At 58.8% G+C, this 25,106-nt stretch carries 21 protein-coding genes and 3 tRNA genes; 11 read left to right on the forward strand and 13 right to left on the reverse strand.

Annotated features, from left to right (window positions below):
* Window positions 1-63: 63 nt before the first annotated feature.
* Complete coding sequence (gene lon, locus ACR3E0_RS10580) at window positions 64-2,472, forward strand: endopeptidase La (RefSeq protein WP_480478734.1); 2,409 nt, start codon at window positions 64-66, stop codon at window positions 2,470-2,472.
* A 48-nt stretch (window positions 2,473-2,520) separates the two neighbouring features.
* Here lon and ACR3E0_RS10585 read toward each other — a convergent pair whose 3' ends face one another.
* A complete protein-coding gene (locus ACR3E0_RS10585) occupies window positions 2,521-4,107 on the reverse strand; it encodes an APC family permease (protein WP_480478735.1) in 1,587 nt (528 codons plus the stop codon).
* Window positions 4,108-4,224: 117 nt separating this feature from the next.
* Window positions 4,225-4,299 (reverse strand) — tRNA-Val (locus ACR3E0_RS10590).
* Window positions 4,300-4,520: 221 nt separating this feature from the next.
* Between ACR3E0_RS10590 and ACR3E0_RS10595 the strand changes: the two genes are divergently transcribed.
* The 3 genes from ACR3E0_RS10595 to uvrA all read left to right on the forward strand — a co-directional run bounded on the left by ACR3E0_RS10595 (window position 4,521) and on the right by uvrA (window position 7,758).
* Window positions 4,521-4,597: transfer RNA gene (locus ACR3E0_RS10595), tRNA-Asp, on the forward strand.
* A 52-nt stretch (window positions 4,598-4,649) separates the two neighbouring features.
* Window positions 4,650-4,726 (forward strand) — tRNA-Asp (locus ACR3E0_RS10600).
* Window positions 4,727-4,899: 173 nt separating this feature from the next.
* Entirely contained in the window at window positions 4,900-7,758 is a 2,859-nt protein-coding gene (gene uvrA, locus ACR3E0_RS10605) for an excinuclease ABC subunit UvrA (RefSeq protein ID WP_480478736.1), read from the forward strand.
* 15 nt (window positions 7,759-7,773) lie between these two features.
* On the opposite strand, the gene ACR3E0_RS10610 is transcribed toward uvrA, so the two are convergent.
* The 5 genes from ACR3E0_RS10610 to ACR3E0_RS10630 form a co-directional block, all read right to left on the reverse strand.
* Complete coding sequence (locus ACR3E0_RS10610) at window positions 7,774-8,166, reverse strand: hypothetical protein (protein WP_480478737.1); 393 nt, start codon at window positions 8,164-8,166, stop codon at window positions 7,774-7,776.
* 110 nt (window positions 8,167-8,276) lie between these two features.
* Window positions 8,277-9,149: a 3-hydroxyisobutyrate dehydrogenase gene (gene mmsB / locus ACR3E0_RS10615; RefSeq protein WP_480478738.1), complete on the reverse strand. Its 873-nt coding sequence runs from the start codon at window positions 9,147-9,149 to the stop codon at window positions 8,277-8,279.
* Window positions 9,150-9,152: 3 nt separating this feature from the next.
* The gene (locus tag ACR3E0_RS10620; RefSeq protein WP_480478739.1) at window positions 9,153-10,193 is read right to left on the reverse strand and encodes an enoyl-CoA hydratase/isomerase family protein; all 1,041 of its coding nucleotides are present in this window, start codon (window positions 10,191-10,193) and stop codon (window positions 9,153-9,155) included.
* 7 nt (window positions 10,194-10,200) lie between these two features.
* Window positions 10,201-11,343 carry an acyl-CoA dehydrogenase family protein gene (locus ACR3E0_RS10625; RefSeq protein WP_480478740.1) on the reverse strand — a complete coding sequence of 381 codons (1,143 nt, stop codon included), beginning with the start codon at window positions 11,341-11,343 and terminating at the stop codon, window positions 10,201-10,203.
* A 124-nt stretch (window positions 11,344-11,467) separates the two neighbouring features.
* Complete coding sequence (locus tag ACR3E0_RS10630; protein ID WP_480478741.1) at window positions 11,468-12,583, reverse strand: carboxylate-amine ligase; 1,116 nt, start codon at window positions 12,581-12,583, stop codon at window positions 11,468-11,470.
* Window positions 12,584-12,724: 141 nt separating this feature from the next.
* On the opposite strand from ACR3E0_RS10630, the gene ACR3E0_RS10635 reads away from it, so the two are divergent.
* Both ACR3E0_RS10635 and ACR3E0_RS10640 read left to right on the forward strand, forming a co-directional pair.
* Window positions 12,725-13,576: a class I SAM-dependent methyltransferase gene (locus ACR3E0_RS10635; RefSeq protein WP_480478742.1), complete on the forward strand. Its 852-nt coding sequence runs from the start codon at window positions 12,725-12,727 to the stop codon at window positions 13,574-13,576.
* A gap of 70 nt (window positions 13,577-13,646) precedes the next feature.
* The gene (locus ACR3E0_RS10640) at window positions 13,647-14,123 is read left to right on the forward strand and encodes a fasciclin domain-containing protein (protein WP_480478743.1); all 477 of its coding nucleotides are present in this window, start codon (window positions 13,647-13,649) and stop codon (window positions 14,121-14,123) included.
* A 54-nt stretch (window positions 14,124-14,177) separates the two neighbouring features.
* Here the strand turns inward: ACR3E0_RS10640 and ACR3E0_RS10645 are convergent, their stop codons facing one another.
* Window positions 14,178-14,777: a L,D-transpeptidase gene (locus tag ACR3E0_RS10645; protein ID WP_480478744.1), complete on the reverse strand. Its 600-nt coding sequence runs from the start codon at window positions 14,775-14,777 to the stop codon at window positions 14,178-14,180.
* 225 nt (window positions 14,778-15,002) lie between these two features.
* Window positions 15,003-16,502, reverse strand: coding sequence for a CoA-acylating methylmalonate-semialdehyde dehydrogenase (locus tag ACR3E0_RS10650; RefSeq protein ID WP_480478745.1), 1,500 nt, complete (start codon window positions 16,500-16,502; stop codon window positions 15,003-15,005).
* 103 nt (window positions 16,503-16,605) lie between these two features.
* Here ACR3E0_RS10650 and ACR3E0_RS10655 point away from each other — a divergent pair, with 103 nt between their 5' ends.
* The 3 genes from ACR3E0_RS10655 to coaD all read left to right on the forward strand — a co-directional run bounded on the left by ACR3E0_RS10655 (window position 16,606) and on the right by coaD (window position 18,586).
* The gene (locus tag ACR3E0_RS10655; protein WP_480478746.1) at window positions 16,606-17,508 is read left to right on the forward strand and encodes a LysR family transcriptional regulator; all 903 of its coding nucleotides are present in this window, start codon (window positions 16,606-16,608) and stop codon (window positions 17,506-17,508) included.
* 63 nt (window positions 17,509-17,571) lie between these two features.
* Window positions 17,572-18,009 (forward strand): CBS domain-containing protein, encoded by a 438-nt coding sequence (locus tag ACR3E0_RS10660; RefSeq protein ID WP_480478747.1) that lies wholly within the window; start codon window positions 17,572-17,574, stop codon window positions 18,007-18,009.
* A gap of 85 nt (window positions 18,010-18,094) precedes the next feature.
* The gene (coaD, locus tag ACR3E0_RS10665; protein ID WP_480478748.1) at window positions 18,095-18,586 is read left to right on the forward strand and encodes a pantetheine-phosphate adenylyltransferase; all 492 of its coding nucleotides are present in this window, start codon (window positions 18,095-18,097) and stop codon (window positions 18,584-18,586) included.
* On the opposite strand, the gene gap (ACR3E0_RS10670) is transcribed toward coaD, so the two are convergent.
* From gap (ACR3E0_RS10670) to gap (ACR3E0_RS10680), 3 genes are all read right to left on the reverse strand, one after another.
* Entirely contained in the window at window positions 18,578-19,582 is a 1,005-nt protein-coding gene (gene gap, locus ACR3E0_RS10670; protein ID WP_480478749.1) for a type I glyceraldehyde-3-phosphate dehydrogenase, read from the reverse strand. The two genes, coaD and gap (ACR3E0_RS10670), sit on opposite strands and share 9 nt — an antisense overlap.
* Window positions 19,583-19,675: 93 nt before the next feature.
* Window positions 19,676-19,819: a hypothetical protein gene (locus tag ACR3E0_RS10675; protein ID WP_480478750.1), complete on the reverse strand. Its 144-nt coding sequence runs from the start codon at window positions 19,817-19,819 to the stop codon at window positions 19,676-19,678.
* Between the two features lie 71 nt (window positions 19,820-19,890).
* Window positions 19,891-20,892, reverse strand: coding sequence for a type I glyceraldehyde-3-phosphate dehydrogenase (gap, locus tag ACR3E0_RS10680; RefSeq protein ID WP_480478751.1), 1,002 nt, complete (start codon window positions 20,890-20,892; stop codon window positions 19,891-19,893).
* A gap of 181 nt (window positions 20,893-21,073) precedes the next feature.
* Between gap (ACR3E0_RS10680) and ACR3E0_RS10685 the strand changes: the two genes are divergently transcribed.
* Together ACR3E0_RS10685 and ACR3E0_RS10690 are read left to right on the forward strand one after the other, a co-directional pair.
* Complete coding sequence (locus tag ACR3E0_RS10685) at window positions 21,074-22,045, forward strand: DUF808 domain-containing protein (RefSeq protein ID WP_480478752.1); 972 nt, start codon at window positions 21,074-21,076, stop codon at window positions 22,043-22,045.
* A gap of 90 nt (window positions 22,046-22,135) precedes the next feature.
* Window positions 22,136-22,936: a thioesterase family protein gene (locus ACR3E0_RS10690; protein ID WP_480478753.1), complete on the forward strand. Its 801-nt coding sequence runs from the start codon at window positions 22,136-22,138 to the stop codon at window positions 22,934-22,936.
* A gap of 52 nt (window positions 22,937-22,988) precedes the next feature.
* On the opposite strand, the gene tkt is transcribed toward ACR3E0_RS10690, so the two are convergent.
* Entirely contained in the window at window positions 22,989-25,010 is a 2,022-nt protein-coding gene (tkt, locus tag ACR3E0_RS10695) for a transketolase (protein ID WP_480478754.1), read from the reverse strand.
* Between the last annotated feature and the right edge of the window lie 96 nt (window positions 25,011-25,106).

The following is a 25,106-nucleotide window of genomic DNA, read 5'->3' on the forward strand; positions in this document are numbered from 1 at the left end:
GAGACGGTCGGATGTTGCCTCGATGAGGGACGAGAGCCGTCTTGCCAATGACAAGGATAGAGCATGCAAGAGCCTCTGAATTCCTCATACCCCGTCCTGCCGCTGCGCGATATTGTGGTGTTCCCGCATATGATCGTGCCGCTGTTTGTGGGCCGAGACAAATCGGTCCGTGCACTGGAAGAGGTTATGCAGGATGACAAGCAAATTCTGTTGTCCAGCCAGATTGATCCGGGTGTAGACGACCCGGAAACCGACGGGATTTACCGGTCGGGTGTTCTGGCCAACGTGTTGCAACTGCTGAAACTGCCCGATGGCACCGTGAAGGTGCTGGTGGAAGGGCAGGCGCGCGTTCAGATCACCGAGTTTCTGGAAAACGACAACTTCTTTGAAGCGCGCGCAGAGTATCTGACCGAAATGCCGGGTGATGTGACGACCACGCAGGCGCTGTTGCGCACAGTGGCGGACGAGTTCGAACGGTATGCCAAAGTCCGCAAGAACATTCCCGAAGAAGCCTTGACTGCGGTGGGTGAATCCACGGAGCCGGCCAAGCTGGCTGATCTTGTGTCAGGTCATCTGGGTATTGAGGTCGAGCAAAAGCAGGAACTGCTGGAAACCCTCAGCGTAAGCGAGCGGCTTGAGAAGGTCTACGGCCTGATGCAGGGCGAAATGTCGGTTCTGCAGGTCGAGAAAAAGATCAAGACGCGCGTCAAATCCCAGATGGAGAAGACGCAGCGCGAGTACTATTTGAATGAGCAGATGAAGGCCATTCAGAAGGAACTCGGCGATGGCGAGGACGGCTCGAACGAAGTGGCAGAGCTGGAAGCCAAGATCGCCGAGACCAAGCTGTCGAAAGAGGCGCGTGAAAAGGCCGAGGGTGAGCTGAAGAAGCTGCGTAACATGAGCCCGATGTCGGCCGAAGCAACCGTTGTGCGCAACTACCTGGATTGGATCCTGTCCCTGCCGTGGGGCACCAAATCCCGTGTCAAAAAGGATCTGGGCCGCGCGCAGGAAATCCTCGATGACGATCACTATGGCCTTGAGAAGGTCAAGGAACGCATCGTTGAATATCTGGCGGTTCAGCAACGCTCGAAAAAGCTGAAAGGCCCGATCCTGTGCCTTGTTGGTCCTCCGGGCGTGGGTAAAACCAGCTTGGGTAAATCGGTGGCCAAGGCCACGGGGCGCGAGTTCATTCGGATTTCGCTGGGTGGTGTGCGCGACGAATCCGAGATTCGCGGCCATCGCCGGACCTATATCGGCTCGATGCCCGGCAAGATCATCCAGGCACTGAAAAAGGCGAAAACCACGAACCCGCTCATCCTGCTCGATGAAATCGACAAGATGGGTCAGGACTTCCGGGGCGATCCGGCGTCCGCCATGCTCGAGGTGTTGGACCCCGAACAGAACAACACGTTCATGGACCACTACTTGGAAGTGGAATATGATCTGTCGAACGTGATGTTCCTGACCACGTCCAACAGCTACAACATGCCCGGACCGTTGCTTGACCGGATGGAGATCATTCCGCTGGCTGGCTACACCGAGGATGAAAAGCGCGAGATTGCCAAGCAGCACCTGATCGACAAACAGATCAAAAACCACGGCTTGAAAGCCAAGGAGTTTGAACTGACCGATGAGGCACTGCAATCGATCATCCGCACCTATACCCGCGAGGCGGGGGTGCGGAACCTCGAACGTGAGATCGCCAAGGTGGCGCGGAAATCGCTGACCAAGATCATCAAGAAAGAGGCGGAAACCGTGACGGTGACGCCGGACAATCTGGATGAGTTTCTCGGCGTGCCGAAATTCCGCTATGGTCTGGCCGAACAGGATGATCAGGTCGGCGTTGTGACGGGTCTGGCCTGGACGTCCGTGGGCGGGGATCTGTTGCACATTGAGGCGCTGAAACTGCCGGGCAAGGGTCGGATGAAGACCACCGGTAAGCTGGGCGATGTGATGAAGGAATCCATCGACGCGGCCTCATCCTACGTGCGGTCCATCTCGCCCCAGATCGGTGTGAAGCCGCCAAAGTTCGACAAGCTGGACATTCACGTGCATGTGCCGGACGGCGCAACACCCAAGGATGGCCCAAGCGCCGGTCTGGCGATGGTCACGTCGATTGTCTCGGTCCTGACAGGTATCCCGGTGCGCAAGGACATCGCCATGACCGGCGAGGTTTCCCTGCGCGGCAACGCGATGCCGATCGGCGGTCTGAAAGAGAAGCTGTTGGCGGCCCTGCGTGGCGGTATCAAGATCGTTCTGATCCCGGAAGAGAACGAAAAGGATCTGGCCGAGATTCCGGACAACGTGAAGGACGGGTTGGAAATCATCCCGGTCGCACATGTCTCGGAAGTTCTGAAACACGCGTTGATCCGCGCGCCTGAACCTGTGGATTGGGATGAAACCGCTGAAGAGGCCGCAGCCGCCGCGGCAACAGCGGCGGAAAACTCAGGACCGGCCGCAACGGCGCATTGAGACTGAAAAAGTGTTTGAGAGAGGCGGGGGTAGACCCCGCCTTTTTCTTTAGAACCCGATGACAGGTTTGGCCGGGTCCAGAACTTCCTCTTCCGCGATGTACTTCTGGAATTTCTCAAATCTCAGCGAGGATCGCACAGCCAGACCAAATATCACGGCCGCAAACAGCACGCACAGAGCGATGTCCCACCCAAACGGGATCTGTTTCTGAGCGCCTTCCCCGAATTGTCCGAGAAACGAGATCAGCCCGATGCCAGAGAAGTAGGGCACCAGCCACAGGGCCTCGGTGACATCCATCTCGTCCAGTCGGTTGCGAAAACGTATGAGCAGCAGGGCCATCCCGACGATCAGTGCAATCCCCAGCCGCCAGACGGTGTCCCAACCGCTCCAGTAGACGATCAGCGTCGCGATGGCGAAGGCGGACACGGCCACCAGTTGGACCGCCGGAATACGGATTGAACGGGGATGATCGGGCATCAACCGACGCAGGCACACAACGGCAACCGGCCCGACCGCAAACGACAACACGATCGCCGCGCCATTCAGCGCAATGACCGTTGTGAACGGAATGGTCATCAGAAACAGAATCCCGATCAGAAAATTCAGCGCCAGCGCCCACAATGGCACGCCAAACGACGACAGAACCATCAGCCGTTCTGGCAAAAACCCGTTCTTGGACAAGGCCAGAGCGATCCGGGCATTCGACCCGGTGGCGACCAGCCCGTTTCCAAACGGTCCAATCACCGACCCGACGTTCAACAGGCTGAGAAACCAGACGATGCCGACCGACATGATGACGCCATCCAGCGGACCCTCACCGCCAAAGCTGAGATTGGCCCAGCCGGATGTCAGCATCGAAGAATCCAATGCGCCGATGAACGCGATTTGCAGGCCTAAATAAATGGCGGCGCAGAGCACGATAGACAGGACCAGCGCGGCAGGAATGGCGAATTTCGGATTGCGAACCTCACCGGCCATATCGACGACATGTCTAAACCCGATAAAGGAGAAGATAACGCCGCCGGTCGACACGGCCGCCATGATGCCTTGCAGACCATAGGGCGCAAACCCTCCGGGTTGGGTGAAATTCTGCACTTCAAAGCGGTTCGCGATGAGCAAAACAGACAGAAGGATCGGGATGGCGATCTTGGCCCAGGTCAGCGTCGCGTTGACCTGCGTGAAGAATTTGACCCCCATTGCGTTCACCACGACGAACAGAAGCATGAAAAACAGGGCGACGGTTATACCCGCGCCCGTTAAATCGCCCGTATTCGCCGCATGCAGCCACGGTGCATAAGGGGCGAGGTATTTGAGCATGGCCTCGACCTCAATCGGGGCCGTCGTGTTATACCCGATCCAGGCGGTCCACCCCATGGCCATAGACACGATGTTGCCATGGGAAAACTGCGGGACGCGGGCGATCCCACCGGGGATCGGCAACATGGCCGAAATCTCGGCGAAGGTAATCGCCAGCACGAACATGGCCGCGGCACCGATGATCCATGACAGGATCGCGGCAGGTCCGGCATGCTGGACCGCCAGCAAGGGTCCGAACAACCAGCCGGAGCCAATGATTCCCCCGACCGAGATGAATGTCAGGCCGACCAGGCCGATATCCCGTTTCAGCTTGGCCATTCGCAACCTCGTCCAACCGCGCCGCTTGTCTGTGCGGCGATTGGCCCAACACTACGCAGCCCGCAGGACGGCTGACAAGCGTTCTCATGCTGCTGCGGTTGGGATCAAAAGGTGGGGTGGTGGGTGATAAGAGATTTGAACTCCTGACATCTTCGATGTGAACGAAGCGCTCTACCACTGAGCTAATCACCCGTAGAGTTGGCTCATACAGCCTGTCCATTTCGGGCGCAAGCGCATTGCGGTTCAACTTCACGTCTTTGTTTTCAATCGCGCGCGGTCCCAGGGTCCCTGCGGTTGCAAAGACCGGGCGCTTTGAAAATCGCAGGTTCGGGCAAAAAATTCCAAAACGTCGCTTGACGATGACTGGGCGTACCCATAATACAGCCCAACGTTCTGCAACGAACGGGCAGCGGGCGGTTGTAGCTCAGTTGGTTAGAGTACCGGCCTGTCACGCCGGGGGTCGCGGGTTCGAGCCCCGTCAACCGCGCCATCGCTGCCAGCCTTTGATCCGGGCAAACGGATCGAACAGAGACCCTAAATGCGCGGTTGTAGCTCAGTTGGTTAGAGTACCGGCCTGTCACGCCGGGGGTCGCGGGTTCGAGCCCCGTCAACCGCGCCATTTCCACTGAACGCCAAAAAATTCACCGCTCCCTTTTCGATGACCGGATGGCTGGGGCGTTATGTCAGGAGCTGTCGGCAATAAACCGATTGTTCGCACTTTGTTCTAACTTTTCTGTTGGAGACTCAGTGCCGCTCGCTTATCTCTTAGACACTTGTGTGTTGGGGGCCGAAATGGCTGAACTGAAGAATATCGAGGTGCGCGGCGCGCGCGAGCATAACCTCAAGGGCATAGACGTGGATATCCCGCGCGATCAGCTGGTGGTGATCACCGGACTGTCCGGGTCGGGCAAGTCTTCGCTGGCCTTCGATACGATCTATGCGGAAGGGCAGCGCCGCTATGTCGAAAGCCTGTCGGCCTATGCACGGCAGTTTCTGGACATGATGGAAAAGCCCGATGTTGAACACATCAGCGGCCTGTCCCCGGCGATTTCGATTGAGCAGAAGACAACGTCCAAAAACCCACGTTCGACCGTGGGAACTGTGACCGAAATCTACGACTATCTGCGCCTTCTCTTTGCCCGCGCCGGTACGCCCTTTAGTCCTGCCACCGGCCTGCCGATCGAGGCACAGCAGGTGCAGGACATGGTCGACCGCATCATGATGATGGAGGAGGGGACTCGCGGCTACCTGCTGGCCCCCATCGTGCGGGACCGTAAAGGGGAGTACAAAAAGGAATTCCTGGAGCTCCGCAAGCAGGGTTTTCAGCGTGTGAAAGTGGATGGAGAGTTCTATGAACTCGATCAGCCCCCCACGCTGGACAAGAAATTCCGCCATGACATCGATGTTGTTGTTGATCGCTTGGTGGTTCGTGAGGGTATGGAAACGCGGCTGGCTGACAGCCTGCGCACGGCACTGGATCTGGCGGACGGGATTGCCATCCTTGAGACCGCACCAAAAGAGGGTGAGCCGGAACGGATCACCTTTAGTGAGAATTTTGCCTGCCCCGTCAGCGGTTTCACCATCCCCGAGATCGAACCGCGCCTGTTTTCATTCAACGCGCCCTTCGGGGCCTGTCCGGATTGTGACGGCCTGGGTGTCGAGCTGTTCTTTGATGAGCGCCTCGTGGTGCCGGACCAGACGCTGAAGCTGTACGATGGCGCTCTGGCCCCGTGGCGCAAGGGCAAATCGCCGTATTTCCTGCAAACGATAGAGGCAATCGCGCGTCACTACGAGTTTGACAAGAACACCCCGTGGAAAGACCTGCCCGAGAAAGTGCAGCAGGTATTCTTACGCGGTTCGGGCGACGAGGAAATCCAGTTCCGCTATGACGAAGGCGGGCGTGTCTATCAGGTGACCCGCAGTTTTGAGGGCGTCATTCCGAATATGGAGCGCCGGTATCGCGAAACCGACAGCGCCTGGATTCGGGAAGAGTTCGAACGGTACCAGAACAATCGCCCCTGCGGATCCTGCGACGGGTTTCGCCTGCGACCCGAAGCCTTGGCGGTCAAAATCGCCGGCCTGCATGTGGGACAGGTGGTTCAAATGTCGATCCGAGAGGCGCTGGCCTGGATCGACGATGCGCCGAACCACCTGAGCAACCAGAAAAACGAAATCGCCCGCGCCATTCTTAAGGAAATTCGTGAGCGCTTGGGGTTTCTGAATAATGTGGGTTTGGAATACCTTACATTGTCACGTTCAAGTGGAACGCTATCCGGTGGCGAAAGCCAGCGTATTCGTTTGGCCAGCCAGATCGGCTCGGGCCTGACCGGTGTTCTGTACGTACTGGACGAGCCATCAATTGGCCTGCACCAACGGGACAATGACCGCCTGTTGGGTACACTGAAAAACCTTCGGGATCAGGGCAATACGGTCATTGTCGTGGAACATGATGAAGAGGCGATCCGCGAAGCCGATTATGTATTCGACATCGGCCCCGGTGCCGGGGTGCATGGCGGTCAGGTGGTCAGTCAGGGCAAACCCGCTGACATCGCGGCGGACGCGGCCTCGATCACAGGCCAGTATCTGTCGGGCACCCGGGAAATCGCGGTGCCGTCAGAACGGCGGAAAGGGAACAAGAAGAAAGTTACTGTCGTCAAAGCGACTGGCAACAACCTGAAAAACGTAACGGTCGACTTCCCGCTGGCCAAGTTCGTGTGCGTGACCGGCGTTTCGGGCGGCGGAAAATCGACCCTGACGATTGAAACGCTGTTCAAGACGGCGTCGATGCGCCTCAACGGCGCGCGCCAGACCCCGGCACCCTGCGAGACGATCAAGGGGCTGGAACATCTGGACAAGGTCATCGATATTGACCAGCGGCCCATCGGACGGACTCCGCGTTCAAATCCAGCAACTTACACCGGAGCCTTCACGCCGATCCGGGATTGGTTTGCCGGTCTGCCGGAAGCCAAGGCGCGGGGGTACAAGCCCGGCCGGTTCAGCTTTAACGTCAAGGGTGGCCGTTGCGAGGCATGTCAGGGCGACGGTGTCATCAAGATCGAGATGCACTTTCTTCCGGACGTCTACGTGACCTGCGAAACCTGCAAGGGCGCGCGGTATAATCGCGAGACGCTCGAGATCAAGTTCAAGGGCAAATCCATCGCTGATGTCCTCGATATGACAGTGGAAGACGCGCAGGAGTTCTTTAAGGCTGTCCCCTCGATCCGAGACAAGATGGATGCTTTGGCCCGTGTTGGTCTGGGATATATAAAGGTCGGCCAACAGGCGACCACCCTGTCCGGGGGCGAGGCGCAACGGGTAAAACTGTCGAAAGAGCTCAGCAAGCGGTCAACCGGGCGGACGCTCTATATTCTCGACGAGCCAACCACGGGTCTGCATTTCGAAGATGTGCGCAAGCTGTTGGAAGTGCTGCATGAGCTGGTCGAGCAAGGCAATACGGTGGTCGTAATCGAGCACAATCTGGATGTGATCAAAACTGCGGACTGGATCATCGACATTGGCCCCGAGGGCGGGGATGGCGGTGGTCAGATTGTGGCTGAGGGGACACCGGAACAAGTGGCCGAGAACGAACGCAGCCACACCGGGCACTATCTCAAGCCCATGCTTCAAGGCCAACGGGTTGCTGCAGAGTAGCGAAACTGTCGCGTGCTAGTTCAGAATATCGGCAACGGCGCCAATCAGGTTCAGGACTTTGCGCGTGTCGGGGTCTATCCGGTACACGTAGTCTCCGGCGCGCACGTAATAATCGCCACGTTTTAACCCGTAACGGTAGGGATCGCTGATCCAAGAGTAACCGCGATCGATCCTGTCGCCGACGCGGTAGAGGTTCTTGACCTGGCCGGGTGGCACGCACGGAACCGCCTTTTTGGCCAGCCCGGGCGGGCAATGACCAGCTTTGTTGCCCGCGGCCAAGGTGTATTGAGGCGCAACGCGTTCCCCCGTGAAAAACCCAGTCTTATGGTCTTTTCCATTGCCGGCCGTAACCGCAACGGGAGTGACCACGAACAGTGCAATCGCGGTTACCCGGGCAAATTGTCTCATCGTCTGCGCCCCCAAATTCTTGGAATGACATTTGGCATGTTCGCCCTCACATAAGAAAGGGTTCACTGTTTTCAACCGTGTCACATGGGCGAGTTTTCGCTGTTTCGGGTCTAGCTTCGACCACGCTTTTCGAAACGGGGAAGCATCGCGGAGAAGTCCTTTCCCAAGCCATCCTCAGCCTCGACAAACTGTTCGTACAGGCGTGTCGCAGTTTGCCCCATCGGGGTGTCAGCGTCAGAACTTTCCGCGGCCTGTTGGCTGAGACGCAGGTCCTTCAGCATCAGTTCGGCCGCAAATCCGGGTTGATAGTCATTGTCTGCCGGGCTGGAGGGGCCGACGCCGGGGGCAGGGCAATAAGCGTTCATCGTCCAGCTATAGCCAGAGGACGTGCTAACCACATCAAACATCTTCTGACGGTCCAGACCGAGCTTGTCGGCCAGTGCAAAGGCTTCGCATGTGGCGATCATCGTCACGCCCAGGATCATGTTGTTGCAGATCTTGGCGGCCTGTCCGGCACCGGCCGTGCCGCAATGCACCGCCTTTTGACCCATGATGTCGAACAATGGGGCCGCTTTGGCAAACGCCTCTTGCGATCCTCCGGCCATGAAGGTCAGCGTCCCTGCAGACGCGCCACCAATGCCACCGGACACCGGCGCGTCGACCGACAGCAACCCGGCAGAAATCGCCTGATCTGCGACCGCTCTGGCGCTGTCGACATCTACAGTCGAGCAGTCGATCAACACGGCGCCCGGCTGCATGTGCGGGATGACCTGATCCGCCACTGCGCGCAAAATGACCCCGTTTGGCAGCATGGTAAGGACGGCATCCGCACCCGCAACTGCGTCGGTCACGTTCTGAGCCTGGGCGACCCCGTCGACAGTGACGCCTGCAGTGTCAAAACCCACAACGTCGTGACCGGCTTTTGCCAGGTTGGCAGCCATCGGGGCGCCCATGTTTCCCAGACCAATGAACCCGATTTTCATTGCTTATTCCTCCTTGAATGTCAGAGCGTCCGCACCCAGCGGCTGCAGCATTTTCGACACGGCCACCGCCGGTACATTCATGTCCGGGAACTGCCAGTTCGGATTGCGGTCCTTGTCGATGATCTGGGCGCGAATGCCTTCCAGAAAATCGCCATGTTCCATCGACCGGTAGGTGAAGCGATATTCCATGTCCAGCGCCCGACGCATCGTCAGCGACGCGCCGCGCAAGCGATGCAACATTTCAACCGCACACGCCATGGACAACGGTGCATTCCGCTGCAGCGTGTTCAAGGTTTTCAACGAAAACTCCGTCCCGGCGGCACGCAGGCCGTTCACTATATCGCCCAGCGTTTCGCCATCAAAACACTGATCAATGTCGTCCTGCATCGACGCCAAAGCGCCCTCAGGTGGGGTGGTGGCGTGATCCTGCAGCAGCTCTGCATTGCCCGACGCTTCCAGCATCTCGATTAGGTCAGGCCACTGGGACTGTGGGATGTAAAGATCGGCAAAGCCTGCCAGAATGGCATCGGCGGGGCCCATGCGATGCCCCGTTGTGCCGAGGAATTCACCCAGGCGCCCCGGCGCAAGGGCGAGCATCAGCGTTCCGCCCACATCCGGCACGAGACCAATGGAGCATTCGGGCATGGAGATTTTCGAGCTTTCGCCAACCACCCGATGGCTTCCGTGGCATCCCACACCCACGCCACCGCCCATTGTGAATCCCTGCAGGAAACTGACAACCGGCTTGGGGTACTCAAAGATCAGAGCGTTCAGGCGGTATTCATCCCGCCAGAAGGTGCGCCCATAGTCGAAATTGCCTTTGGTTCCGGTTGCATAGAGCTCGGCGATATCTCCACCGGCGCAGAAGGCCTTCTCTCCTTCGGCGTCGAGAATGATCAGGTCAATACCATCGTCTTCGCGCCAGTTTCGAAACGCGGTCTCTATCGCGCCGCACATGTCATAAGTCAGCGCGTTTAGAGCCTTGGGACGTGTCAGTGTGATGCGCCCGGCGCGGCCGGCGGTACGAATGTCGATGTCGGACATCGGGCCCTCAGTTCTGTGTAACCAGTTGGCGCGCCACGATCACGCGCATGATCTCGTTGGTGCCTTCAAGTATCTGATGCACGCGCAGGTCGCGCACAAGCTTTTCGATCCCGTAATCCGCAAGATAGCCATAGCCGCCATGCAGTTGCAGGCATTGGTCGACCACTTTCGAGCCGGTTTCGGTCACAAACTTCTTGGCCATGGCACAGAATTTGGTGGCGTCCGGCGCGCCCTGATCCAGCTTCCACGCCGCCTGGCGCAGAAACGTGCGGGCGGCCTGCAGTTCGATTTCCATATCGGCAAGTCGGAATTGCAGCGCCTGGAACTGATCGATCGATTTGCCAAAGGCTTTGCGTTCGGACATGTACTGCACGGTCATGTCCAGACCATTTTGTGCCGCGCCAAGCGAGCAGGAGGCGATGTTCAAACGTCCACCGTCCAGACCCATCATGGCATATTTGAACCCGTCCCCTTCGACGCCGACCAGATTGCTCGAGGGAATTTTGCAGTCGTCAAACTGAACCTGCGCGGTGGGTTGGCTTTTCCAGCCCATCTTGTCTTCGAGCGCGCCAAAGCTCAGACCGGGCGTGCCGTCCTCGACATAAACAGTGGAGATGCCTTTTGGCCCGTCCTGTCCGGTGCGAACCATACAAACATACGCATCGGAATACCCGCCACCCGAGATAAAGGCCTTGGTGCCGTTCAGCGTATAGCCTTCATTGGTTCGCTCCGCCCGGGTTTTCAGGGCCGCGGCGTCAGAGCCGGATCCCGGCTCGGTCAGGCAGTAGCTGAGCACCGTGTTCAGGGTCAGGATGTCGGGCATGATGCGGGCTTTCAGGTCGTCATCGGCAAAACTGTCCAGCATCTTGGCGCACATGTTATGGATCGATAGAAACGCGGCGACTGACGGGCAGGCCATCGACAAAGCCTCGAACACAAGCGTCGCGTCAAGCCGGCTGAGACCCGACCCGCCACCATCCTCGGACACGTATAGCGCGCCAAAGCCCAGCTCTCCGATTTTCGGCCAAAGGTCTTTGGGAATGGTGCCGTCTGCTTCCCACTGCCGGGCGAACGGAGCGATGTTTTCCCGCCCAAACGCGTAGGCCATGTCGAAAATGGCGGTTTGCTCCTCGCTCAGCGCAAAGTCCATGGCGCTCCCTCCCGTCGATGCCGAATTGAACGGTTGTTTATTTCTCAATCGTTACAGAAGTTTTGCAGGCACAGCAATGCTGAGCGTCAGATTTGATCTCTGGGTTCCGAAAACTGAGATACGCTCAGAGGTCGGCGTGGAACTCTTCGATCAGATGACGGACCACCGCTTGGCCCGGGTCCTCACCCCGAGCCACGGCTTCGGCATGGGCGCGGCGCTGGCGGGTGGCGGAGGTTCCGTTTTCGGCGATCTGCCGCAAGCGGGCCAGTTCGGTCATTGTGCCCAAAGCCTCGGTGTCCTCGGCCAGCATTCCCATCAACTCACCCATCAACTCGGACATCGGCTTGATGGAGCGATCTCCGTAGTCGATCAAGCCTTCGCCGACACCGTAGCGCTGCGCGCGCCAGCGGTTTTCGCCGATGAGGAACCTGTCATATTGCCGCCAACGCAGGTTGCGGGCTTTGAGACGGCACAGCATGCGTGTCAGGGCCTGGACCATGGCCGCAAGGGACAATGTGTGTTCCAGCCGGGGCTGCACATCCATGATACGAGTTTCAAGCGTCGGAAAACGATGTGACGGGCGCAAGTCCCACCAGATTTTCGAGGTGTCTTCGATAACGCCCAGTTCAACCAGTGCACCTGTGGTCCGTTCATATTCGGACCAACTGCCAAAATCCGGGGGCAGTCCGGTGCGGGGCAGGTTGTCGAAGACGGTCAGCCGATACGACGACAACCCGGTGTCTTCGCCGTTCCAGAACGGAGAGGACGCCGACAGCGCCAGAAGATGAGGCAGGAAATAGCAAAGCTGCGGCATCAGATCGGCGCGCAGCGCAGGGTCCTCGACACCGACATGGACATGCATGCCGCAGATCAGCATCCGGCGCGCGACCCCGCCCAGCGCGTGTTGCAGCGCATCATAGCGTTCCTTGCGCGTATGATGCTGATCTTTCCAGTTCGCAAACGGGTGGCAGGACACGGCGATGGGGCTCAGGTTGTACTCGGCCGCCCGCTTGGACACGCAGGAGCGCAGGCGCTTGAGATCTTCGCGCGCGCCGTTGATGGTCGTGTGTGGCCGCGTTCCAACTTCGATCTGACATTGCAGGAATTCGGGGCTGACCTGTCCTTCGAAATCGGCCTGACAGGCATCCATCAGGGCCTCGGGCGCCTCGGTCAGGTGCAGGCTGTCGCGATCGACCAGCAGATACTCTTCTTCGATGCCAAGCGTGAAATCCTGCTGCATGCGCGGACCTCTCCTTTAGGTATCGGATCAGTGAATACGGAAATCGTCGTTTTGCCAAGGGTTTGAGGTTCTGGTTCTTGCACAGGCCCGGCAAGCACAGGTAAGGAGCGACCACGGATTGTCACCAGATCGGAGCCTGACGTGAAACCCAGAAAATTTCCCAGGACCAATGCAATTCTGGATCGGTTCGGTGTGAAACTGGTCGACAAAGTGACCGAGCGGGACGAACGCGCCCGGCTCGAAGCATTCGAACGGGCCGGGGGGCTGACCCGCCCGGCCTATGCCCTGTCGCCGGGAATGGACGGGTTCGATATTGCTCAATTGACGGATGACTACAGCCGCTATGCGGATGCGCTGGCTGCGCTAAAGGACCCGGCACGTAACCAGACCGGATACCGTGTCGGGAACGGGTATTACGACAGCCCGGACGCCGACGCCTTGTATTTGATGGTTCGCCGGTTTCAACCCCGGCGCGTGATTGAGGTCGGGTGTGGCAACTCCACCCGTGTCACGCGACAGGCGGCTATCGATGGCGGTTTGGAAACCCGGATCACTGCAATCGACCCTTATCCCCGCGCCGATATCGCGCATGTCGTCGATCACTTTGAGCAGAAACGGCTGGAGGATGTCGACCCGTCGGTGTTCTCAGAGCTGGCATCGGGCGACATTCTGTTCATCGATTCCAGCCATGTTGTTCGGATGAGCAATGATGTGGCGCATCTGTTCTGTCGCATCATCCCGGCGCTGAAACCCGGTGTTGTGATCCACGTGCATGACGTCTTTCTGCCCTATGAGTATCCCAAGCGCTTCTTTTACGATTGTCCTGGCTGGGGTGAACAGTACATGCTGCATGCCCTGCTGCAATCCGGTTCCTATTCAATGCTTTGGCCCGGATACTACCTGCAGCAGGCCCGCCCGGACGCGGTAGAGGCGCTGCCGTTTCTCAAGGACGGACGCGCCCAGAGCATCTGGGTGCAGGTGAAGGAAGACTGATCCAAAGTGATCCGGGTTCCAAGAATGCCCGTACCCCTTTCCATAACAAGCTGGAGAGGAGATGACAGCCATGTTCCGTCGTACCTTTATGGGGGCCGCCGCCGCACTTGCATTTGCAATGCCACTGAAAGCGCAAGCCGCTGACATTGTCGATACCGCGGTATCTGCCGGATCGTTCAACACACTGGTCGCCGCCGTTCAGGCCGCTGGTCTGGTTGACACGCTGAAGAGCCCGGGCCCGTTCACCGTATTTGCCCCAACAGACGAAGCGTTTGCCGCGTTGCCCGAAGGCACGGTTGAAACGCTGTTGCTGCCGGAGAACAAGGATCAGTTGGTAGAAATCCTGACCTACCATGTTGTGCCCGCCAAGGTGATGGCCGGAGATATCGCCGGTAAGCGCGCCAAGGTTCTGACGGTTCAGGGCGACCGCCTGAGCGTGAACGCCAGAAATGGCGTCAAGGTCAACGGTGCCGAAGTTGTTCAGGCCGATATCGAGGCCAGCAACGGCGTGATCCATGTCATCGACGCGGTCATTATTCCGGAATAAGAGATACCGCTTCGCCAACGAAAAGCCCCGGTCCATCTGGCCGGGGCTTTGTCTTCAGACCAGACGCACCTGAGTGCCGATCTTGACCAGAGGATACAGTTCCTCGACATGCTGGTTGTAAAGACCGATGCATCCGGATGAGCTTTGACGGCCGATTTTTCTTGTGTCGTGGGTGCCATGCACCAGATAGGCAGGCCAGTCCAGATACATCGCGCGGGTGCCCAGCGGGTTGCCGGGATCGCCGCCTTCCATCCGGACGGGCAAGGATGGATCGCGTTCACGCATCGAGGCGGTGGGTGTCCAGCTTGGGTACTCGGTCTTGCGGACAACCTTTGTGTAACCCCGTTTGGTCAGTTCCTCGCTCATGGGAACCGAACTTGGATACAGCTTGTAGGTGCCGTCCGCGCCCCAGTAATGCACCGCGCGGCTGGTGATATCGGCCAGCAGGCAGCCGACACCCAACTCGTCGAAATGATCCTGCCAGTTCTGCTGGGAAAAGGATGATACGTTGCGCCGCACCGGCAATTGCGTACTGATCGCGTCTTCGGTCTGCGGGAAGGCATCCAGGCTTTGCGCGCGCACCAGTGTTGGTGCGGCCAGAACCGATGCCACGCCCAACAGGGCCGCGCGGCGATTGATGCGAGAATTGGACACGTGCGCCTCCTCAAAGACTGCTCGGATTTTTGCGCAATTTAAGTCGTGTTTTCGTCCGGAACCAGATGCGTTGTCTGAATTTTTCGTGAGTTTGGCATGAAACTTACATGCACCGCCTATTCAGGCAGCGATTCAGCCCGCATTTCTGCAAAAAACGGATACAGGCGCGGTGAACTCAAAAGGCCGCTCGTCAGAGCGGCCTTTGGTGTTCGCGTGACTATAACCTTAGTCCATGGCTTTAAAGTTGAACTCGCCGCCTTCCTTGATGCCCGACGGCCAGCGGGCCGTGACGGTCTTGGTACGGGTGTAGAACTTGAAGCTGTCCGGACCATGCTGGTTCAGGTCGCCGAACATGGATTTCTTCCAGCCACCAAAGGTGTGGTAGGCCAGCGGAACCGGGATCGGAACGTTGATGCCCACCATGCCGATATTCACCCGGCTGGCAAAATCGCGGGCGGTGTCACCGTCGCGGGTGAAAATCGCGGTGCCATTGCCATACTCGTGGTCCATGGCAAGCTTCAGCGCCTCTTCGTAGGATCCGGCACGGACGGTCGACAGGACCGGGCCAAAGATCTCCTGACGGTAGATGTCCATGGCCGGGGTCACGTGATCGAACAGGTGCGGACCGACAAAGAACCCGTCTTCATAGCCTTGCAGGCTAAAGTCGCGGTTGTCGACAACCAGCTTGGCGCCTTGCTCAATGCCCGAGTTGATCAGGCCGAGGATCCGTTCCTTGGCGGCACCGGTCACGACCGGACCCATGTCCACGTCGTCGCCAGCGGTATAGGGGCCGACCTTCAGTTTTTCGATCCGGGGCACCAGTTTTTCGATCAGCGCGTCTGCGGTCTCTTCCCCGACCGGGACGGCGACAGAAACGGCCATGCAACGCTCACCCGCCGCACCGAACCCGGCCCCGACCAAGGCGTCTGCTGCCTGATCCATGTCGGCATCGGGCATGACGATCATGTGGTTCTTGGCACCGCCAAAGCACTGCGCGCGTTTACCGTTCGCGGTTGCACGGGAATAGATGTATTGCGCGATCGGGGTCGACCCGACAAATGACACACCCTGAATGATGTCACTGTCAAGCAGTGTATCGACGGCTTCTTTATCGCCGTTGACGACCTGGAACACGCCCTTGGGCAGACCGGCCTCGACGAACAACTCCGCCAGCATCAGCGGCACGGATGGATCACGTTCCGACGGCTTCAGCACAACGGCGTTGCCGCAGGCAAGGGCAGGGCCCACGTGCCAGAGCGGCATCATGGCCGGAAAGTTGAACGGCATGATCGAGGCAACCACACCCAACGGCTGGCGCATCGAATACATGTCGATGCCCGGGCCCGCGCTGTCGGTGAACTCGCCTTTCAGCATCTGAGGCGCGCCAATGCAGTATTCGATCACTTCCAGCCCGCGCTGCAGGTCACCCTTGGCGTCCGGCAGAGTCTTGCCGTGCTCGCGGCTCAGCGCATCGGCCAGCTTGTCCATGTCGCGATTCATCAGGTGGACCATGGCCATCATGACACGCGCCCGCTTTTGCGGGTTGGTCGCACCCCATGCAGGTTGCGCAATTGCGGCCTGTTCAATGGCAGCGGTGGTCTCTGCCGCGCTGGCCATTGGGCATTTGTACTGAACTTCGCCAGTTGCCGGGTTGAACACATCGTCGAACCGGCCGGATGCACCAGCCACGTTTTCGCCGTTGATGAAGTGCGTCAGGTCTTGCATCGAACTCTCCTCCGGTAGGTTTGCGCGCAGAATAGGCTTGCAGAAATCCCACGAACAGAGGCAATCTCTCAAAAGAGCTTTGCAAAAATGCAAAAGGAACCAGATGAACCCGAATTGGGACGATATGCGGGTCTTTCTGGCCGTCGCACGCGAAGAAAGCCTGTCATCTGCAGGGCGCATCCTCAAGATCGACCCCGCTACTGTTGGACGACGCATCGCGCGACTGGAAACAACGTTGGACGCGTCGTTGTTTACCAAGTCGCAGCAAGGTTATGTGCTGACGGCTGCGGGCGAACGTTTGCTGGAGCATGGCCAGCAGGCCGAAGAAGCGATGCGCGCCGCCGCAGGGGTTGTGACCGGCTCGACCAAGTCATTGAGCGGCCAGATCAGAATCGGTGCTCCGGACGGTTGTGCAAACTATCTGCTGCCGCAAGTTTGTGCCACGATCAGCGACGCCAATCCGGACCTGGACATCCAGATTCTGGCATTGCCCCGGATCATCAACCTGTCCCGGCGCGAGGCGGACATGGCGATTACGGTCAGCGCGCCAACGGCGGGCAAGCTGTTGGTGAAAAAGATCAGTGATTACAAACTTCACATGGTGGCCTCTCAGGATTACCTGGATCGCAATGGCCCCATTCGGTCGGTGGCGGACCTGAACGCACACCGGCTGATCGGCTACATCCCGGACATGATCTTTGACCGTGAACTGGACTATCTGAACGATATTGGCATCGACCGCGTTCCGCTGGCCTCGAATTCGGTCTCGGTCCAATTGCGGCAGGTTTCGGCCGGAACAGGGGTGTGTGTGGCGCATGACTTTACGCTGCCATTTCATCCGAATCTGCAGAGAATCCTGACCGATCAGGTCAGCCTGACCCGCAGTCTTTATCTTGTCCGGCATCAGGGGGATCAACGCAACGAACGGCTGAATCGCTTTGCCGAGGCCCTGACTCGCGGCATCCGCGACGAGGTGGCGCGGCTGGAAGCCGCCGCCGAAACTTGACAGGTCAGGACAATCGCGCAACGCTTTGGAAAACAGTACGATAATCCGGAGGTTTTTTGATAAATGCTAGTTCAGGCCATTCTGAAATCCAAAGCGACAGACAGCGTGGTAACGGTCGGTCCTTCGGCGACGGTCGCAGAAGCCGCAAAAATACTTGCAGAAAAACGGATCGGTACGGTCATCGTCTCGGATGACGGAGGCGAGACGGCGGCTGGTATCCTGTCGGAACGCGACATCGTGCGTGAACTGGCGGCCAGTGGCAGTGGCTGCCTGACCCAGCCTGTCAGCGCGTACATGACCCGGGATATTGTCACCACCACACGGCAGGCAACGGTTCAGGACATCATGTCCCGCATGACCGAGGGACGCTTTCGCCATATGCCCATTGTCGAAGAAGGCAAGCTGGTCGGCATCGTGACCCTTGGGGACGTGGTCAAAGCACAACTGGCCGAACTGGCAATGGAAAAGGACGCTCTGCAAGGCATGATTATGGGTCACTGACGGCCCTGTCTTGTCACAAGGTCACTTGCACCCCCGGTAAACTTATGTTTGCTTGCGCAGAAATTTTGTTGCGCAGGAGGGCGTGATGCGGGTTGGATTGTACCCCGGAACCTTTGATCCGATCACCCTGGGTCACATCGACATTATCCGTCGCGCCGCAGCCCTGGTCGACAAACTGGTGATCGGCGTGGCCATCAATCGTGACAAAGGACCGCTGTTTTCGCTGGAAGAGCGCGTCGCGATGATCGAGGCGGAATGCGCCCACCTCACCCAGCAGACCGGGACCGAGATTGTCGCCCACCCTTTTGAGAACCTGCTGATCGACTGTGCCCGCGATGTCGGCGCCCAGATCATCGTGCGTGGTCTGCGGGCCGTCGCCGATTTCGAATACGAGTTTCAGATGGTCGGCATGAACCGGGCGCTGGACGATTCGATCGAAACGGTTTTCCTTATGGCCGAGGCGCGCCACCAGGCCATCGCCTCGAAACTGGTCAAGGAAATCGCCCGGCTGGACGGGGACGTGTCCAAATTTGTCACGCCCCTCGTCAATACGGCCCTGCGTGACAGGTTAGGATAGCGCGCCCATCGCGGCGGCTGTGTCCAGCATCCGGTTCGAGAAGCCCCATTCGTTGTCATACCAGGCCAGAACGCGCACAAGCGTGCCATCTGTGACCTTGGTTTCGGCCAGCGACACGGTCGAACTGTGTGCATCATGGTTGAAATCGATGGAAACGAGCGGGCGGCTTTCGGCAGCCAGAACGCCGGGCCTCTTTGCCGCAGCGTCAACAAACAGCGCGTTGACTTCATCCTCGGTGGTTGGGCGCGAGACTTCGGCCACCAGATCGACGACGGACACATTGGGCGTGGGCACCCGAATGGCCTGACCCGTCAGCTTGCCAGACAATTGCGGCAGAACCAGTCCAACGGCCGAGGCCGCTCCGGTTGTGGTCGGGATCATCGACAATGCCGCTGCGCGCGACAGGTAGGGGTCTTTGCCGACCGTGTCGTGAACCGGCTGGCTGGCCGTGTAGGCGTGGATGGTCGTCATGTTGCCGTGCAGAATGCCCAGACCGGCGTCCAGAGCGGCCGCGACGGGCGACAAGCAGTTCGTCGTGCAAGATGCGTTCGACACAACCCTGTCCTCTGCCGTCAGCTCGTGATCGTTGACGCCAAAGACCACCGTCTTGACCGCACCGTCCCCCCGGGCAGGGGCAGAGATCAGAACTTTTCCCGACCCGTTCTTGAAATGCCGCTCGGCCGCCTCGCGGGTGCGAAACACGCCGGTGCATTCCAGAACCACATCGACATCGGACCAGTTCAGCGCTTCCGGATCCCGCTCGCTGCTCAGGCGGATCGGACCCGCGCCGACATCCAGACCCGCATCGGAAAGGGTCACCGGGTTCGGGTACCGGCCATGCACGCTGTCAAACTCAAACAGATGCGCGTTCATCTCGGGTTTGCCCAGATCGTTGATGGCCACGATCTCAACATCGGTACGGCCCGATTCCACGACCGCCCGCAAAACGCCGCGCCCGATCCGTCCAAAGCCGTTGATTGCCAGTTTCAGTGTCATGTTGCGCTCCGTCTGAGTGGCCATCTGGCCGCGATGGGAATGTAGTTAGCGCTAACAAGATCAGATGAGCGAAAATGTCAAGCAAAACATCCGTCAGCGCCAGAAAGCCAGCCAGTCCAGAAAAGCGTAGAGCTTCTTGCTCAGGAACAATAAATGTTCGGTTCCATACACCGCATAATCCAGCATGAATCCGCCGAGAATGAATATCCCAAGCCAGATGGCGATTTGGTTTGTCATCATGTCTCCGAACGAAAACGCCCGCCCAGATAACCTGAGCGGGCGTTAAGGTACAAGCAATGTGCGAAGGGTCAGTTAAGACGCCCCATGGCCACGGCCACATCGGCCATGCGCACCGAAAAGCCCCACTCGTTGTCATACCAGGCCAGAACGCGGACCATACGGTTGTCGACCACGCGGGTCTGGTCCGGCGCGAAGATCGAGCTTTCTTCGGTGTGGTTGAAATCGGTCGAGACCAGCGGCGCGGGTTCAAAGCCCAGAACGCGCTGCATCGGACCTTTGGCAGCCTCTTCCACGATGGCGTTGACCTCTTCGACGGTGACATCGCGCGCGGCGCGGAACGACAGATCAACGGCCGACACGTTTGGGGTGGGCACACGGATTGCCGACCCATCCAGACGGCCTTTGAGGTTCGGCAAAACCTCTCCCAACGCCGCAGCGGCACCGGTTGTGGTCGGGATCATCGACATCGCGGCAGCGCGCGCGCGATAGAGATCGCTGTGACGCCGATCCAGGGTTGGTTGGTCGCCGGTATAGGCATGGATCGTGGTCATGATACCATGTTCGATGCCGATGCCTTCATCCAGAACCTTGGCAAGCGGAGCAAGGCAATTCGTGGTGCAGGACCCGTTGGACACCATCCGGTCCTCGGAGACGAGGCTGTTGTGGTTCACGCCGAAAACGATGGTCTTGTCCACGTTCGTGCCGGGGGCCGACAGCAGAACCCGTTGCGCGCCGCGATCAAGGTGTGTCTTGGCCTTCAGTCCGTCATTGAACTTGCCGGTGCATTCCAGAACGACGTCGCAGCCGTCCCAGTCCAGCTCGTTCATGTCGTAGGTCGAGAACATCTCCATCGGGCCGCGGCCCAGATCCATGGTTTTGCCGTTGATTGAAACGTCACGGGGAAAGCGGCCGTGAATACTGTCGTACTTGAGCAAATGCGCAGAGGTTTCCAATGGTCCGGTTGCGTTGACCTTGATCACTTCAATGTCGTTTCGGGCTGACGCCGCAATGTGCGAAAGGGTACAGCGGCCAATGCGGCCAAAACCATTGATACCGACCTTTATGGTCATATGACGTCTCCGACTGCGCTTGCTTTGGGGGCCATATAGCGGCGAAAACGGAATCAAAAAAGGGCAAAAATGACATATTTTTAAGGTGTTAGCGCAAACCTGAGCCGATTGCGCTAACGCTTGCGCTATACGTCGGATCAGGTAGGGTCCGGATGCGACGGATGATAAGAGAGGACGCGTGATGAGTGGTCTTTTGGCCCTTTTGGACGATGTTGCCGGAATCGCCAAGGTCGCGGCTGCGTCGGTAGATGATGTGGTTGCGGCAGCGGGCAAGGCGGGGGCCAAAACAGCCGGCGTGATCATCGACGATGCGGCCGTCACCCCGAAATACGTTCAGGGGTTTGCACCGGCGCGGGAACTGCCGATCATCTGGCGCATCGCGCGCGGTTCACTGTTCAACAAACTTGTGTTGTTGCTGCCCGTTGCTTTGCTGTTGGCCAATTTTGCGCCATGGCTGATAACACCGCTGTTGATGATCGGGGGATCGTATCTGTGTTTCGAGGGGGCGGAAAAGATATTTCACGTGCTGTTTCCGCACGGCAGCCATGTGATCGAAGAAGACTTGAAGAACCCAGATCCCGGCCATCTGGAAGAACAGAAGGTCAGGGGGGCCATCAAGACCGATTTCATCCTGTCCGCGGAAATCATGACCATTGCTCTGGCGGCCATCGAAGCCCCGAACCTGTGGATGCAGGCCGCTACCCTGGCGGTTGTCGGAATCGGCGTGACGCTGGCCGTCTATGGCTCGGTCGGTCTGATCGTCAAAATGGATGATGTCGGGTTGTATCTGGCCAAGAACGCCCCAACACCCGTTGGCCGCGGCGTGGGTCGCGGCCTGGTCAAGGGCATGCCCGGTGTGATGAAGCTTTTGTCCATCATCGGAACCGCCGCAATGCTCTGGGTCGGCGGCTCGATCGTCATTCACGGTCTGGAGGTGCTGGGCTTCGGCTGGTTGGGCCATCACATCCACGATTGGGCCTATGCCATCGGACATTCGGTTTCGGAACAATGGGTTGGCGCGGTCGAATGGATATCCAAGGCGACGCTGGATGGCGTGTTTGGCCTTGCTTATGGTCTGGCGCTGATTCCGTTGGCAACGAAGGTGATCTCGCCCGCCATCGACGCGGTGGCGGGACGCGCAGACAAGCACTGAGCCCAAACGCTTTGGTGACGTGAGGTCGTCTCGGACCTCGCGAGAGTGTTGGGGTAAGCATTGCTGCAGCAACTTCCATTTGGAACCATCATGTCTTCACTCAGCTTGTCAGAAGTTTTGAACACCGCGGAACAGTTTGGGGATCGACTGCGCTTTCAAGTGCCGCGGAATTGGATGCAGGGACGCACGACGTTTGGTGGCTTTTCATCGGCGCTGATGCTGTCAGCAACTCGCACGCAACATCCTGACTTGCCGCCGTTGCGGTCTGCTTTGATCAACTTCACCGCGCCTATCGGGGCGCCAGCGACCATCGAAACGGAACTGTTGCGCAAAGGGCGTAACGTGACGACGATCAACGCCCGCGCCGAGGTCGAAGGTCGCGTAGCAGCCGTTGGAACCTTCAGCTTTGGCGTGGCACAGGACAGTCACGTGTCCTTTTCCTGCGCTGCCAAACCGTCGGGTGAACCCGAAACGACGGGCTACTATTTTCCACCGGACCTCCCCAAGCCGCCAATCGCCTTTCTGGAAAACTTCGACGTGCGCCTTGTGGAGGGTGCGCGACCCATATCAGGGGCAGAACGGGGTTACCTGCGTGTCTGGGCGCGGCACAACGATCCACACATGTGGGACAGCATCGAGGGTTTGATCTCGATTGCGGATTTGCCACCACCTGCGATTTATCCGACCCTGAAAATGCCGGGGCCGAATTCGTCGATGAACTGGATTTTCAATGTGTTGACCGAGACTGTCAAAACGCGGGACGGCTGGTGGTTGTTGGAACATCAACTGACCGCCGGGCATGATGGCTACAGCTCGCAGGTCATGCGGGTCTGGAACACCGACGGTGACCTTGTCGTTGACGGAATGCAGTCCGTGATCATTTTTGTCTGATAAAAAAAGCCCCGGTGAAATCCGGGGCTTTTCGGTTGGAAAGACGCAGGCCTTAGCCTAGCAGGTCTTTGACCTTGGCAACAGTTGCCTCAGCGGTAATACCGAAATGCTTGTACAGTTCACCTGCGGGCGCGGATGCACCAAAGCTCGACATGCCGATGAAACCTGCTTTGGACTCACGCCCTCGCTCGCCCAGAAGCCAACGATCCCAACCACCGGCGCGGACAGCGGCTTCGATGCCGACCCGAACGGCACCGCCGGGCAGGACGCGCTTGCGGTAGGTTTCATCCTGCTCGGCGAACAACTCCATGCAGGGCATCGAGACGACGCGGGTGCCGATACCCTCGGCCTCCAGCATCGTCTTGGCCTCCATCGCCAGCGACACCTCAGAGCCGGTCGCAATCAGGATGGCCTGACGTTTGCCTTGGGCTTCGGCCAGAACATACGCACCCTGCGCGGTCAGGTTTTTGGCCTTGTGCTGGGTGCGCACGGTCGGCACGCCCTGACGGGTCAGCGACAGCACAGAGGGGCTGTCCTTGAAGGTCAGTGCAAGTTCCCAGGCCTCTGCCGTCTCAACCGTGTCGGCGGGACGGAATACGTAAGTGTTTGGCGTCGCCCGCGAAATAGCCAGGTGCTCAACCGGCTGGTGGGTCGGGCCGTCCTCACCCAGACCGATGGAGTCATGGGTCATGACAAAGACGCTTGGGATTTTCATCAGCGCCGCCAGACGCATCGAGGGGCGCGCATAGTCGGTGAAGGCCATGAACGTCCCGCCATACGGGCGGATGCCGCCGTGCAGGGCCATACCGTTCATCGCTGCGGCCATACCGTGTTCGCGGATGCCGTAGTGAATGTAGCGACCCTTGCGGTTTTCCGGCAGAAACACGCCCAGATCGGCTGTCTTGGTATTGTTCGACCCGGTCAGGTCGGCCGAGCCACCCACGGTCTCAGGCATGATGGGATTTACGACGCTCAATACTTTTTCCGAAGATGCGCGGGTCGCCATCTTGGGTTGATCTTCCGAGATTTGCTTTTTCAGAGACCGTATTGCCCCGGCAAGTTTTTTTGGAGTTTCAAAGGCATAAGCGCGTTTGAACTCGGCCTGCTTACGCTCGGACAGCTGTGCGAACCGCTCTTCCCAGGCTGCGCGTTCGGCGGCGCCACGAGACCCGATGGCTTCCCATGCAGATTTCACGCTTGCGGGGACTTCGAATGAGGCATGCGGCCAGTCATACGCCTTTTTCGCGGCCTGCAGTTGGTCCTGATCCGTCAGCGCGCCATGCCCTTTTGAGGTATCCTGCGCGGCATGACCCAGAGCGATATGGCTTTCGCAGGCGATCATGGTTGGTTTGTTCGACTTTTTCGCTTGTACGATGGCGGCGTCGATAGCCTTGGGATCGTGACCGTCAATCTCGATCACGTGCCAGCCCGAAGCCGCAAAGCGGCGCACCTGATCGGTGCGATCGGCCATATCGACGGTGCCGTCGATGGTGATGTTGTTGTTGTCCCAGAACACGATCAGCTTGCTCAGCTCATGGCGACCGGCGAGGGTGAGGGCCTCCTGGCTGACACCCTCCATCAGGCAGCCATCGCCCGCGATGACATAGGTGTAGTGGTCGACAACCTTCTTACCGTAATGCGCGCGCTGGATTTCCTCGGCCATCGCAAAGCCAACGGCGTTTGAAATGCCTTGTCCCAGCGGACCGGTGGTGGTCTCGACACCATCGATCAGGAAGTTTTCGGGGTGACCCGCCGTTTTGGCGCCCAACTGACGGAAGTTCTTGATCTCTTCCAATGTGACATCTGCGTGGCCGGTCAGATACAGCAGCGAGTAAACCAGCATCGAGCCATGGCCTGCGGACAGAATGAACCGGTCGCGGTCCGGCCAGTCCGGATTGGACGCGTCAAATTTCAGGTGCTTTTCAAACAGCACTGTGGCCACGTCCGCCATGCCCATGGGCATACCGGAATGGCCGGAGTTGGCGGCGGCGACAGCGTCGAGGGTCAGGGTGCGGATGGCCGCAGCTTTGTCCCAGTGTTCGGGGTTGGCATTGCGCAGCGCAGTCAGGTCCACGGGTGCAGTTCCTTTGGGTTACGGGCAGATGGAGCGCTGAATATCATCCACCCCTCAAAGTGCAAGCGGAACCGCGCGGGACCCGTTCAGACAGCT

The organism is Ruegeria sp. AJ12 (assembly GCF_056536245.1).